Source organism: Streptomyces sp. NPDC001822 (assembly GCF_042892135.1).
Taxonomy (GTDB): Bacteria; Actinomycetota; Actinomycetes; order Streptomycetales; family Streptomycetaceae; genus Streptomyces.
In genome coordinates this window covers 178723-191108 of the sequence record NZ_JBIATW010000006.1, presented here as the reverse complement: position 1 = coordinate 191108, position 12386 = coordinate 178723, and the positions used below count along the sequence as shown (strand labels likewise).

The window sequence follows — 12386 nt, the reverse complement described above, 5'->3', positions numbered from 1 at the left end:
CGGTCACCCTTCCCTTATCGCGCGGTAGACGTGTAGGGCAGCAGCGCCATCTCACGGCTGTTCTTGACTGCCGTGGCGACGTCACGCTGGTGCTGCGTGCAGTTGCCGGTGACGCGGCGGGCACGGATCTTGCCGCGGTCGGAAATGAACTTCCGCAGCATGTTCGTGTCCTTGTAGTCCACGTACTGGGTCTTGTCCTTGCAGAACGCGCAGACCTTCTTCTTAGGCTTGCGCACAGGCGGCTTCGCCATGGTGTTTCTCCTGTGTGATCAAGAAGTGGGGGTACGAGCAGCCCTAGAAGGGAGGCTCGTCCGAGTAGCCGCCGCCAGATCCGCCGGAACCGCCGGAGCTTCCGCCCCAACCGCCTCCGCCGCCCTGCTGGCCCCCGCCCTGCTGACCGCCGGCCGGCGCGCTGGTGGCCCACGGGTCGTCGGCGGGTGCACCGCCGCCGCCCTGCTGGCCACCGCCACCGGGACCGCCGCCCCAGTTGCCGCCGCCCTGCTGGCCACCGCCGTATCCGCCCTGACCGCCGCCCTGGCCACCGCGACCGCTGGTCTTGGTGACCTTGGCCGTGGCGCTCTTCAGGCTGGGGCCGACTTCTTCGACGTCCAGCTCGTAGACCGTGCGCTTGACGCCCTCACGGTCCTCGTAGGACCGCTGCTTCAACCGGCCCTGCACGATGACGCGCATGCCTCGCTGAAGCGACTCCGCGACGTTCTCCGCCGCCTGACGCCAGACCGAGCAGGTGAGGAACAGGCCTTCGCCGTCCTTCCACTCATTGGTCTGCCGGTCGAAAATGCGGGGAGTGGACGCGACACGGAACTTCGCGACCGCCGCACCGGACGGGGTGAAGCGCAGCTCGGGGTCGTCGACGAGATTGCCGACGACCGTGATGACGGTCTCGCCTGCCATGGGTGAACCTCTCGGCGGGGATTGCTTCTGGCTGCTTGCTACTCGAACCCGGGAACCACTGAGCTAGATGCTCAGTGGGTCTCGGGACGGAGGACCTTGGTCCGGAGGACCGACTCGTTCAGGTTCATCTGTCGGTCGAGCTCCTTGACGACCGCAGGCTCGGCCTGCAGGTCGATGACCGAGTAGATGCCCTCAGGCTTCTTCTTGATCTCGTAAGAGAGACGACGACGGCCCCAGGTGTCGACCTTCTCGACCTTTCCGTTGCCCTCACGGACGACGGAGAGGAAGTTCTCGATCAGCGGGGAGACAGCTCGCTCCTCGAGATCGGGGTCGAGGATGACCATCACTTCGTAGTGACGCATGTGGAACCCACCTCCTTTGGACTCAGCGGCCACGGTCGTTCCGTGGCAGGAGGGTCGTGATGCGTAAGCAACAGTGTCTCCGAGTAAAACAGCCGCCACTGACAGCGCCCGTCTTCGATGATCGAGGGGGAGCTGCTGTGCTGGCTCAAGGCAGACACGGGTGCAGACCGTACAGAGTACCCGCAGACGGGCTTCCGGTTGAAATCCGGTGTTCAGGGCGCACAATCGAGACAGTCGCGGTGTGATCGGCACAACATCGCACCGCTCTTCTGCCAGGAGGTGCTCCATGGCGCAGACAATGCGGTCCCCCGGTGGCCGAACCGCTCCCAGCCGCGTCGCCAACGCCCGTCCCGCCACCGGTTCGCTTTTCGCCACGGACGGCAGGCCCCATCCGCTCCAGGAAGGGCTGATGGCGGTCACAGGGGTGCTGGGGATCCTCGCCTTCGTGTCGGCGCAGTTCTACAACCTGCACCTGCTCAGCTCGTGGGCGGGCCTGATCGGCCTGCTGGTGGGCGCGTACGGGCAGTTCCACTCCAGGACGACCTGGCAGCGGTTCGGCTTCGTGATGGGCATGGGGTCCTCCGCCGTCGGTTTCTACCTGGGCATGGCGCACGGAGGCCTCTTCGGCGGCGTCATCACCTGACCGGCAGAGCCTCGGCCGACCACGGTCCGCCGCCCGCCGCAGCGCTGCGGCGGGCGATGCGACAGGGCGGTGGCCCGGCCCGGTCCCGACGGGGCCGGGCCGGGCGCCCGTCCGCCACAGTAGGCTTCGGCGCGAGAGCCGGAGCCCCTGACCGATGGGGACACACCTGCCGAGGAGCGCCCCATCATGAGCCTGACCCTGAGGACCATCAGCCGAGAACAGCATCTGGCGTACATCCAGAGCCTGCCCTCGGCCAGTCACTGCCAGGTCCCGGCGTGGGCTGATGTGAAGACCGAGTGGCGCTCCGAGAATCTCGGATGGTTCGACAAGAGCGGCGAGATGGTCGGCGCCGGCCTGGTGCTCTACCGCCAGCTGCCCAAGATCAAGCGCTATCTCGCCTACCTTCCCGAGGGCCCGGTCATCAACTGGTACGCCCCAAATCTGGACGAGTGGCTCCAGCCGATGCTCGCCCACCTCAAGCAGCAGGGCGCCTTCTCCGTGAAGATGGGCCCGCCCGTGGTCATCCGGCGCTGGGACTCGGCCGCCATCAAGTCGGGCATCCAGGATCCCGACGTGAAGCGGCTCCGTGACGTCGAGGCGAGCCACATCGAGCCCCGCGCGTTCGAGGTCTCCGACCGGCTGCGCAAGATGGGCTGGCAGCAGGGCGAGGACGGCGGCGCCGGCTTCGGTGACGTACAGCCGCGCTACGTCTTCCAGGTGCCCCTGGCCAACCGCTCCCTCGAGGACGTGCTGAAGGGCTTCAACCAGCTCTGGCGACGCAACATCAAGAAGGCCGACAAGGCCGGCGTCGAGGTCGTCCAGGGAGGCTACGAAGACCTCGCCGAGTGGCAGCGGCTGTACGAGATCACCGCCGTGCGCGACCACTTCAGGCCGCGCCCGCTCTCGTACTTCCAGCGGATGTGGACGGTGCTCAACTCCGAGGACCCCAACCGCATGCGGCTGTACTTCGCCCGGCACAACGGAGTGAACCTCTCGGCAGCCACGATGCTCGTCGTCGGTGGCCACGTCTGGTATTCCTACGGCGCCTCCGACAACATCGGGCGCGAGGTCCGCCCCTCCAACGCCATGCAGTGGCGCATGCTGCGCGACTCGTATGCCATGGGCGCGACCGTCTACGACCTTCGCGGCATCAGTGACTCCCTGGACGAGACCGACCACCTCTTCGGCCTGATCCAGTTCAAGGTGGGCACCGGCGGGGAAGCCGTCGAGTACGTCGGCGAATGGGACTTCCCCCTCAACAAGCTGCTGCACAAGGCGCTCGATATGTACATGTCGCGCCGCTAGGCGCACCCCGGTCACGATCACCACCAGCTCCTCTCCCTCATCTCACTTACACCGCAGCCACCAGAAAGGTTCCGGGCCGGCCATGGCGCTCTCCCTCTACGTCGACACCGCGCGCTGGCGGGCGCACCAGAAATCCGTGCTCGACCAGTTCCCGGGGCTCGTCCCCGTCTGCAAGGGCAACGGATACGGCTTCGGCCACGAGCGGCTGGCCGACGAGGCGATCCGCTTCGGGTCCGAGACCCTGGCCGTCGGCACCACGTACGAGGCCGCCCGCATCAAGGACTGGTTCAGCGGCGACCTGCTGGTGCTCACCCCCTTCCGCAGGGGCGAGGAGCCGGTGCCGCTGCCCGACCGCGTCATCCGGTCCGTCTCCTCCGTGGACGGCGTGCACGCTCTGGTGGGTGCGCGGGTGGTCATCGAGTGCATGAGCTCGATGAAGCGCCACGGCGTGAAGGAGGAGGAGCTCGGCCAGCTGCACGCGGCGATAGAGGACGTGCGTCTCGAAGGGTTCGCCCTGCACCTCCCCCTGGACCGCACGGACGGTTCGGACGCCGTCGAGGAGGTCATCACCTGGATGGACCGCCTCCGCGCCGCCCGGCTGCCCCTGCACACGATGTTCGTCAGCCACCTGCGCGCCGAGGAGCTGGCCCGCCTCCAGCAGCAGTTCCCGCAGACCCGCTTCCGTGCGCGCATCGGCACACGGCTCTGGCTCGGCGACCACGAGGCGACCGAATACCGCGGCGCCGTGCTCGACGTCACCCGCGTCGTCAAGGGCGACCGGTTCGGCTACCGCCAGCAGAAGGCCGCGTCCGACGGGTGGCTCGTGGTCGTCGCCGGCGGGACCTCGCACGGCGTGGGCCTGGAGGCTCCGAAGGCCCTGCACGGGGTGATGCCTCGCGCCAAGGGCGTCGCACGGGCGGGGCTGGCCACCGTGAACCGCAACCTGTCGCCGTTCGTCTGGGCGGGCAAGCAGCGCTGGTTCGCCGAGCCGCCGCACATGCAGGTGTCGATCCTCTTCGTGCCCTCGGACGCTCAGGAACCGAGGGTCGGCGACGAACTGGTGGCCCACCTGCGCCACACGACCACCCAGTTCGACCGCCTCGTGGACCGGTAGCCCGGCCCTCCCTCAGCCGGACGCCGTCCGGCCGGCGGAACCCCACTCCACCCGCGGTCCTTCGACCGCGGGTGCGGCGTTTCCGGCGCGGCGGTCCGCCGCGCCCGCGAGCGCGACCTTGTCCGGCGCGCCGTCGAGCACCCCGCCCGACGGGTCGTCGGCCCCGTCGCGCCGCACGGGGTCCTTCTCCGGCCTCAGGATGTCCCTGACGACCATGGCGCACAGGTAGAGCGTGCCCACCAGGTGCAGGAGGATCGCGACCTGGTAGCCCTCCTGCGGCAGCCCCTGGTGCTTGTCTCCGCTCGTCGTGTAGGCGAGGTAGAACCAGATGCCCAGGAAGTACATGACCTCGCAGGCCTGCCAGACGAGGAAGTCGCGCCAGCGGGGCCTGGCCAGCGCTGCCAGCGGAATCAGCCAGAGGACGTACTGCGGCGAGTAGACCTTGTTCGTCAGGATGAACGCGGCCACCACCAGGAACGCGAGCTGCGCGAACCGGGGCCTGCGCCGGGCACCCAGCGCCAGGCCGGCGATCCCCGCGCACAGCACGATCATCAGCGCCACGGAGGCGGTGTTGACCGTGTCCACCTCGATGGGCCGGCCGGTGCGCTGGGTGATGACCAGCCAGAACGAGCCGTAGTCGATCTGCCGTTCCTGGCTGAACGTGTAGAACTTCTTCCAGCCCTCGGGGGCGTACAGCATCACCGGCAGGTTCACCACCAGCCAGGCCGCGGCCGCGCCGAAGACGGCGGTACCGCACTCGCGCCACTTCCCGGCCCGCCAGCACAGGACCAGCACGGGCCCCAAAAGCAGCACGGGGTACAGCTTGGCGGCCGTCGCCAGGCCGATCAGGACTCCGAAGGCGAGCGGCTTGCTCCGGGACCACATGAGCATCGCCGCGGCCGTCAGCGCGACGGCGAGCAGGTCCCAGTTGATGGTCGCGGTGAGGGCGAGGGCAGGGGCGAGCGCGACGAGCAGACCGTCCCACGGGCGGCGCCGGTGCGTACGGGCGACGCACACCGCGATGATCACGGCGCAGATCATCAGCATGCCCGCGTTGACCATCCAGTAGATCTGCTCGCGCTGCTGGATCGGGTCCGAGGACGGCGTCAGCGTCAGCCAGGACGCGATCTGCATGAAAAGGCCGGTCAGGACGGGGTACTCGAGGTACGCCATGTCGCCGCTGAGCCGGTCGAAGTACGGCGTGAGGCCGTCGGCGAAGCCGCGTCCGAGGTAGAGGTGCGGGATGTCGGAGTAGCAGGCGTGGGTGTACTGCGAGCTGGTGCCGCGGAACCAGGCCCAGTCGTAGCAGGGGATCTTCTGCACCATGCCCAGCGCGAACATCCCGATCGCCAGGAGGGCGATCACACGCACCGGCGTGAGCGGCCCGGAACCGAACCGTGCCCAGCGACCCGCCGGCCCGCCGATCAGTTCGCTGCCCGCTGCGGCGATCTCGTCCTGTCGCGTGGGCGGTACGACGGACGGCTCCTGGTCCACGCTCGTGGCTTCTGCGCTTGGCATGCCCCACATCCTGCCGTACGGCGCTGTGTGCGGGCGTGGGACGCCGGCGGGACGCACGAGGGCCGCCGGCACCTGGCAGGTGCGGGCGGCCCTCTCACACGCGTCGGGCGGGCCCCGAAGGGCTTCCCGGTGGGCGGTGGTGGTGTCCACCGCCCACTGTGGCTCTATCCGCCGCCCCCGAAGAGCTGGCCGCCATTGCTCGAGTTCCCGTTGGTCGTGCCTTGCGTGTTGCCCTGCGTCGTGCCCTCGGTCGTACCGGTGTTGGTACTGCCCTCGGTGGTTCCGGCGTCGGTCCCCGCGTTCGTGGTGCCTTCGGTGGTGCCGGCGTTCTCCTGGCCCTTGGTCGTTCCACCGTCGTTCTTGCAGTCCCAGTCGAGCGGCGCACACGTGTCGCTCGGCGTGGGGGACGGGGTCGTCGGGGTGGGCGACGGCGTCTCGGGGGCCTTGGTGGTCTCCGAGGGCGAGGGCGTCGGACTCGGCGTCGGGCTGGGGCTGGCGCCGCCGCCGTACAGCGTGTCGCCGTACGGTTCGGGCTTCGGGAAGTTGACGACCTTCTTGCCCTTCATGGCCTCGGCCATGTAGTCGTGCCAGATCTGCGCCGGGAACGAGGCACCGTGGATCGACACCTCGCCGCCGGTGCCGTACATCTCCAGGAACTTGCGGTTCTTCTTCGTCTCGTCGTCGTCCAGCCTGAACATGCTGACGGCGGTGGACAGCTGCGGGGTGTAGCCGACGAACCAGGCCGACTTGTTGCCGTCGGTGGTACCCGTCTTGCCCGCCACGTCGCGACCCGGCAGCCGGGCCGGTGTGCCCGTGCCGTGCTCGACGACGTTCTTCAGCACGTCGGTGACGTTGTCCGCGATAGCGGTTTTGAACGCTCGCTTGGACACCGTGTCGTGCTGGTAGATGACCTCGCCCTTCTTCTTCACCTCGGTGACGGAGAAGGGTTCGTTCCGCATGCCGCTGGTGGCGAAGGTGGCATAGGCGCCGGCCATCCGGATGGCACTCGGCGAGGACGTGCCGATGGAGAACGAGGGGACGCTCGAGCTCGCCATGAACTCGTCGTCACGCAGTCCCGCGTCTATGGCCGCCTGCTTGACCTTGTCGGTGCCGATGTCCATGCCGAGCTGGACGTAGGGGGAGTTCGCGGACTCCTGCATGGCGTAGCGCAGGGTGACAGGACCGTAGTCGCTGCCACCGTCGTTCTTCTGGAGCAGCTCGGCCTGGTCCTCCCCGTGCCAGACCTCGCCGTTGTACTTCGTGATCCTCAGCTTGTTGTCGCCGTTGTAGATGCTCTTCGGCGACACGATCTTCCGGTCCGAGAGACCCTGGTCCTCAGGGAGTTTCGGGTCGCGCTTCCCGTACTGCATGGCCGCTGCCAGCACGAACGGCTTCCACGTCGAGCCGACCTGCGCACCGGTCGCATCCGCGTTGTTGGTGTAGTGCTTCGTCGCGTCCTGGCCGCCGTACGTGGCGACGATGGCACCCGTCTTGGTGTTCACCGACGCGCCGCCGAACTGGACGTGCGTGTCCTTGTCGGGACGCTTCTTCGGGTTGATCTTCGCCTTGAGTACCGTGTTGATCGACTTCTCGAGCTGGTCGACCTTCTTCTTGTCGAAGGTCGTGTGGATCTCGTAGCCGCCCAGGGCGAGTTCCTTGCCGGTGACGTGCCTCTTGTTGTGCGCGAGGAAGTACTTCTTGGCGAGGTCGACGAGGTAGCCGGTCTGGCCGCCCAGCTTGGCGTCCGTCTTCGGCTTCTGCGGCATGGGGAAGGTCGTGTACTTGGCACGCTCGGCCGCGGTCATCCGGTGGTCGTTGACCTCCTCGTCGAGGATCCACTTCCAGCGGTCCTTGGCCCGCTCGGTGTTCGCCTTCGCCGAGGCCTTCACCTGGTCGACCTCCGGGGCGCCGGCGGGGTCGTAGTAGCTCGCGCCCTTGAGCAGGGTCGCCAGGAAGGCGCACTCGCTCGGGTTCAGGTCCTGGGCGTCCTTGTTGTAGTAGGCACGCGCCGCGGCCTGCAGTCCGTAAGCACCACGTCCGTAATAGGAGACGTTGAGGTACCCCTTCATGACCTTCTCTTTGGTCTCCGTCTTGCCGACCTTGAGCGTGATGAAGAGTTCCTTGAACTTCCGGCTCAGGGTCTGGTCCTGGGAGAGCATCGAGTTCTTCACGTACTGCTGGGTGATCGTCGAACCGCCCTGGGTGTCACCTCCCTTCGCCATGTTGTAGAAGGCGCGGGCGATGCCCATGGGGTCGATGCCCCTGTCGTGATCGAACGACTTGTTCTCGGCGGAGATGACGGCGTTCCGCATCGCCGCCGGAATCTGGGCGTACTCGATCTCCTGGCGGTTGACGTCACCGCCCTCGGCGACCATCGGCGTGTTGTCGGCCCAGTAGTAGACGTTGTTCTGGGCGGTGGCGATGTCCTTGGGCTCCGGCGGCACCACCAGGGCGTAGGCGATGCCGGCGGCGCCCATCATGACGCCGAGGAAACCCAGGCACAGGCCGGAGAACAGCTTCCACGACGGAACCCAGCGCCGCGCACCGTACTTACCGGCTCGCGGGTAGTCGATGAGGCGCTTCTTGCCTGAATCGGCACGCCCCCTGCCACGGCCTTCAGGACCGCTGCTGTCCCCCCCTCCACGGCGCCTGCCTCCGCCCCGCTGGGCGGCGCGGCGCGCCTCGGCGCGGCCGCCGTACGACGACTCCTCGCCGTGCGCGTCGGAGGGTGATTCTGACGTTGCTCTACGTGACGCATCAGTGCGGCGTCCAGCAGGCTGTTGGGCGGCTCGTCTGGCCGCTGCGCGCCCGCCACCTTGCGGTTGGGACGCTTTGCGACGGTGCTCGCTCATCGAACGACTACTCCTCGGGCAGGCAAGAGTGCCTGGAAGCGGCAGTTGAGATCCGGTCCCCCCGAATTACGGACAAGCCCTGCGGAAGGCTCACCCGCGATACATCCGGCAGTCCGCGATAACGGACGCGCTGCACCGTCTCGCGGTTCCCGGTGGTCTGCATGCCGCACAGACTACGCACGGTCAAAAACCTCTGTGGACCGAACTTCACCCCAAATCACGCAAGTCGCTCGCTATGAATCCCTGATGTGACGCCGCTCACGAACCGTGCCCTTGTCGAACATCGCGGACCGATCTATCGTGCTGATGTATCGAGTCGATACATCAGCACGGCATAAGGTGGGGTCCAGTGGCCCCGCGGACGCAGGGCGAAGAAAGGACGGCGAAGGTGAGCAGACGCTCCGGCATCCTCGAATTCGCCGTGCTCGGCCTGCTCCGTGAGTCGCCGATGCACGGGTACGAGCTGCGGAAGCGCCTCAACACGTCGCTGGGGATCTTCCGCGCCTTCAGCTACGGCACCCTCTATCCCTGCCTCAAGACGCTGGTCGCGAGCGGCTGGTTGATCGAGGAGCCGCTGAGCGCCCCGGCGTCGCCGGCCACCACGGGCCGCGGGGTCGCTCCCGCGTCCTCGCTGGCGGGCCGGCGCGCCAAGATCGTCTACCGGTTGACGGCGGAAGGTAAGGAGCACTTCGAGGAGTTGCTCTCGCACACCGGCCCGGACGCCTGGGAGGACGAGCACTTCGCCGCTCGTTTCGCCTTCTTCGGGCAGACGGAGCGCGACGTGCGGATGCGCGTGCTCGAAGGGCGCCGCAGCAGGCTGGAGGAGCGCCTCGAGAAGATGCGCGCCTCGCTGGCCCGCACCCGGGAACGACTCGACGACTACACGCTTGAGCTGCAGCGGCACGGCATGGAGTCCGTGGAGCGCGAGGTGCGCTGGCTGAACGAGCTCATCGAGAGCGAGCGGTCGGGCAAGGATCGGAGACGATCCTCGCCCGAGGGCTCCCCTCAGCACGGAACATCAGGAGAGACGGGCGGCCTGCCCCGGCACGGGGACCCATCCCGGCCGGATCCGTCCGACGACACCAAGTGAAATCCCCGCAGAACCGCGTGCGGTACCGGGGAACACCGAGAACACAGGGAGCAATCGGCATGGGTTCGGTTCGCGTAGCCATCGTCGGCGTGGGCAACTGCGCCGCCTCACTGGTGCAGGGCGTCGAGTTCTACAAGGACGCCGATCCGGCCGGCAAGGTGCCCGGCCTGATGCACGTCCAGTTCGGCGACTACCACGTGGGTGACGTCGAGTTCGTCGCCGCCTTCGACGTCGACGCGAAGAAGGTCGGCCTCGACCTCGCGGACGCCATCGGCGCCAGCGAGAACAACACCATCAAGATCGCCGACGTGCCCAGCACCGGCGTGACCGTCCAGCGCGGCCACACCCACGACGGGCTCGGCAAGTACTACCGCGAGACGATCGAGGAGTCCACCGAGGCCCCCGTCGACATCGTCCAGGTCCTCAAGGACAAGCAGGTCGACGTCCTCGTCTGCTACCTGCCCGTGGGTTCCGAGGTCGCCGCGAAGTTCTACGCGCAGTGCGCCATCGACGCCAAGGTCGCGTTCGTGAACGCCCTGCCGGTGTTCATCGCAGGCACCAAGGAGTGGGCCGACAAGTTCACCGAGGCCGGTGTCCCGATCGTCGGGGACGACATCAAGTCGCAGGTCGGCGCCACCATCACGCACCGCGTGATGGCGAAGCTCTTCGAGGACCGGGGCGTCGTCCTGGACCGCACGATGCAGCTGAACGTCGGCGGCAACATGGACTTCAAGAACATGCTCGAGCGTGAGCGCCTGGAGTCGAAGAAGATCTCGAAGACGCAGGCCGTCACCTCGCAGATCCGCGACCGTGAGCTCGGCGCCGACAACGTCCACATCGGTCCCTCGGACTACGTGGCCTGGCTGGACGACCGCAAGTGGGCGTACGTGCGCCTCGAGGGCCGCGCCTTCGGTGACGTCCCGCTGAACCTGGAGTACAAGCTCGAGGTCTGGGACTCCCCGAACTCCGCCGGTGTCATCATCGACGCCGTGCGCGCGGCGAAGATCGCCAAGGACCGCGGCATCGGTGGCCCGATCCTCTCGGCCTCCTCGTACTTCATGAAGTCCCCGCCGGTCCAGTACTTCGACGACGAGGCCCGCGAGAACGTCGAGAAGTTCATCAGCGGCGACGTCGAGCGCTGATCGATCCGGGGCGACGCCTGTTCGCTTCCATGAGGGGTCCCCGGGCAATCCGCCCGGGGACCCCTCATGTGTGTGACCCTTGCGCACATGCCTGTCGTGCGTGATCTTCGCGTGCTCCTGCGCCTGAGGAACTTCCGTCGCCTGCTGGCCGTACGGCTTCTCTCCCAGTGTGCCGACGGCGTCTACCAGGTCGCGCTCGCCACCTACGTCGTCTTCTCACCGGAGAACCAGACGACGCCCGGGGCCATCGCCTCGGCCATGGCCGTACTGCTGCTCCCGTACTCGCTGATCGGCCCCTTCGCCGGAGTGCTGCTCGACCGCTGGCCGCGTCGCCAGGTCTTCCTCTACGGCAACCTCCTACGGGCCACCCTGGCCTGCTGTACGGCCCTGCTGCTCCTGAGCTCGGTCCCGGACTGGCTCTTCTACGTCTCCGCCCTCTGCGTCACCGCGGTGAATCGCTTCGTCCTGGCCGGCCTCTCGGCGGCCCTGCCCCGCGTGGTGGACACCGACCGGCTCGTCATCGCCAACTCGCTCTCCCCGACCGCCGGAACACTGGCCGCCACAGCGGGCGGAGGTCTCGCTCTGGCCATCCGGCTGCTGACCGACGGGTCCGACGCCGCTGTGGTCCTGTTGGGCGCCCTCCTCTATCTCCTGTCGGCCGTGGCTTCCCTGTCGCTGCCCCGCGCCCTCCTCGGGCCGGATCGGGACGAGCACCATGTCCGACTGCGCGAGGCACTGAGCGCCACGGCGTCAGGCCTCCTGGCCGGACTGCGCCATCTGGCGGAACGCAAGGACGCGGCACGGGCCCTGATCGCGATGACGGTGCTGCGCTTCTGCTACGGGGCGCTCACCGTGATGCTGCTCATGCTCTGCCGGTACGCCTGGTCCGACGGCGAATCCGACGGTCTGGCCCTGCTCGGCCTGGCTCTCGGCTCATCAGCCGCGGGGTTCTTCGTGGCTGCCCTGGTCACACCGTGGGCCGTCGGCCGGCTCGGCCGATTCGGCTGGATGGGAGGGTGCGCGGGAGCGGCCGCCCTGCTGGAACCGGCGCTGGGACTGTCGTTCGCTCCCGCCCCCATGGTCGCTGCGGCCTTCATCCTCGGCCTCATCACTCAGGGAGCGAAGATCGCAACCGACACACAGGTGCAGACATCGGTGGACGACGCTTACCGCGGCCGGGTCTTCTCGCTCTACGACGTGCTGTTCAACGTCGCCTTCGTCGCGGCCGCCGCGCTGGCCGCCCTCGTACTCCCCAAGGACGGCCGGTCCGTCGTCGTGGTGGTGACCGTGGCGGTCCTCTACGCCATGACGTCGGCAGCACTGCTGCGACGTCACGCGCACCTGACGTCACCGCGTGCCCGCACCAAGGAGTGAGGGGCACCGTTTCACGTGAAACAGTGCCCCTCCGGTTGGCCGTTCATCACCGGTCTTGTTTCACGTGAAACATG

The 12386-nt window shown here is 67.7% G+C and carries 11 protein-coding genes; 6 read left to right on the top strand and 5 right to left on the bottom strand.

Features of this window, described 5'->3' with window-relative positions; all coding sequences use genetic code 11:
- Positions 1–14 precede the first annotated feature (14 nt).
- From rpsR to rpsF, 3 genes are all read right to left on the bottom strand, one after another.
- Entirely contained in the window at positions 15–251 is a 237-nt protein-coding gene (gene rpsR, locus ACFYY2_RS16410) for a 30S ribosomal protein S18 (protein WP_003967857.1), read from the bottom strand.
- A gap of 43 nt (positions 252–294) precedes the next feature.
- Positions 295–912, bottom strand: coding sequence for a single-stranded DNA-binding protein (locus ACFYY2_RS16405; protein WP_388742826.1), 618 nt, complete (start codon positions 910–912; stop codon positions 295–297).
- Between the two features lie 71 nt (positions 913–983).
- Positions 984–1274 carry a 30S ribosomal protein S6 gene (gene rpsF / locus ACFYY2_RS16400; RefSeq protein ID WP_006604399.1) on the bottom strand — a complete coding sequence of 97 codons (291 nt, stop codon included), beginning with the start codon at positions 1272–1274 and terminating at the stop codon, positions 984–986.
- Between the two features lie 286 nt (positions 1275–1560).
- Between rpsF and ACFYY2_RS16395 the strand changes: the two genes are divergently transcribed.
- From ACFYY2_RS16395 to ACFYY2_RS16385, 3 genes are all read left to right on the top strand, one after another.
- Positions 1561–1917 (top strand): hypothetical protein, encoded by a 357-nt coding sequence (locus ACFYY2_RS16395; protein WP_388742823.1) that lies wholly within the window; start codon positions 1561–1563, stop codon positions 1915–1917.
- Between the two features lie 186 nt (positions 1918–2103).
- The gene (locus ACFYY2_RS16390) at positions 2104–3222 is read left to right on the top strand and encodes a peptidoglycan bridge formation glycyltransferase FemA/FemB family protein (RefSeq protein WP_329039144.1); all 1119 of its coding nucleotides are present in this window, start codon (positions 2104–2106) and stop codon (positions 3220–3222) included.
- An 82-nt stretch (positions 3223–3304) separates the two neighbouring features.
- A complete protein-coding gene (locus tag ACFYY2_RS16385) occupies positions 3305–4336 on the top strand; it encodes an alanine racemase (protein ID WP_329039142.1) in 1032 nt (343 codons plus the stop codon).
- A 12-nt stretch (positions 4337–4348) separates the two neighbouring features.
- On the opposite strand, the gene ACFYY2_RS16380 is transcribed toward ACFYY2_RS16385, so the two are convergent.
- Both ACFYY2_RS16380 and ACFYY2_RS16375 read right to left on the bottom strand, forming a co-directional pair.
- Positions 4349–5863, bottom strand: a complete 1515-nt coding sequence (locus tag ACFYY2_RS16380; protein WP_388743417.1) for a glycosyltransferase family 87 protein — start codon at positions 5861–5863, stop codon at positions 4349–4351.
- 155 nt (positions 5864–6018) lie between these two features.
- Positions 6019–8706: a transglycosylase domain-containing protein gene (locus ACFYY2_RS16375; protein WP_388742819.1), complete on the bottom strand. Its 2688-nt coding sequence runs from the start codon at positions 8704–8706 to the stop codon at positions 6019–6021.
- Between the two features lie 388 nt (positions 8707–9094).
- On the opposite strand from ACFYY2_RS16375, the gene ACFYY2_RS16370 reads away from it, so the two are divergent.
- The 3 genes from ACFYY2_RS16370 to ACFYY2_RS16360 all read left to right on the top strand — a co-directional run bounded on the left by ACFYY2_RS16370 (position 9095) and on the right by ACFYY2_RS16360 (position 12312).
- Positions 9095–9796 (top strand): helix-turn-helix transcriptional regulator, encoded by a 702-nt coding sequence (locus ACFYY2_RS16370; RefSeq protein ID WP_388742816.1) that lies wholly within the window; start codon positions 9095–9097, stop codon positions 9794–9796.
- Between the two features lie 59 nt (positions 9797–9855).
- The gene (locus ACFYY2_RS16365) at positions 9856–10938 is read left to right on the top strand and encodes an inositol-3-phosphate synthase (RefSeq protein WP_388742813.1); all 1083 of its coding nucleotides are present in this window, start codon (positions 9856–9858) and stop codon (positions 10936–10938) included.
- An 87-nt stretch (positions 10939–11025) separates the two neighbouring features.
- Positions 11026–12312, top strand: coding sequence for an MFS transporter (locus tag ACFYY2_RS16360; RefSeq protein ID WP_388742811.1), 1287 nt, complete (start codon positions 11026–11028; stop codon positions 12310–12312).
- Positions 12313–12386 lie beyond the last annotated feature (74 nt).

Bases quoted from the DNA above. Each gene is read 5' to 3' on its own strand.
- rpsR (WP_003967857.1), bottom strand. From the start codon at position 251: ATGGCGAAGCCGCCTGTGCGCAAGCCTAAGAAGAAGGTCTGCGCGTTC.
- ACFYY2_RS16405 (WP_388742826.1), bottom strand. From the start codon at position 912: ATGGCAGGCGAGACCGTCATCACGGTCGTCGGCAATCTCGTCGACGAC.
- rpsF (WP_006604399.1), bottom strand. From the start codon at position 1,274: ATGCGTCACTACGAAGTGATGGTCATCCTCGACCCCGATCTCGAGGAG.
- ACFYY2_RS16395 (WP_388742823.1), top strand. From the start codon at position 1,561: ATGGCGCAGACAATGCGGTCCCCCGGTGGCCGAACCGCTCCCAGCCGC.
- ACFYY2_RS16390 (WP_329039144.1), top strand. From the start codon at position 2,104: ATGAGCCTGACCCTGAGGACCATCAGCCGAGAACAGCATCTGGCGTAC.
- ACFYY2_RS16385 (WP_329039142.1), top strand. From the start codon at position 3,305: ATGGCGCTCTCCCTCTACGTCGACACCGCGCGCTGGCGGGCGCACCAG.
- ACFYY2_RS16380 (WP_388743417.1), bottom strand. From the start codon at position 5,863: ATGTGGGGCATGCCAAGCGCAGAAGCCACGAGCGTGGACCAGGAGCCG.
- ACFYY2_RS16375 (WP_388742819.1), bottom strand. From the start codon at position 8,706: ATGAGCGAGCACCGTCGCAAAGCGTCCCAACCGCAAGGTGGCGGGCGC.
- ACFYY2_RS16365 (WP_388742813.1), top strand. From the start codon at position 9,856: ATGGGTTCGGTTCGCGTAGCCATCGTCGGCGTGGGCAACTGCGCCGCC.
- ACFYY2_RS16360 (WP_388742811.1), top strand. From the start codon at position 11,026: ATGCCTGTCGTGCGTGATCTTCGCGTGCTCCTGCGCCTGAGGAACTTC.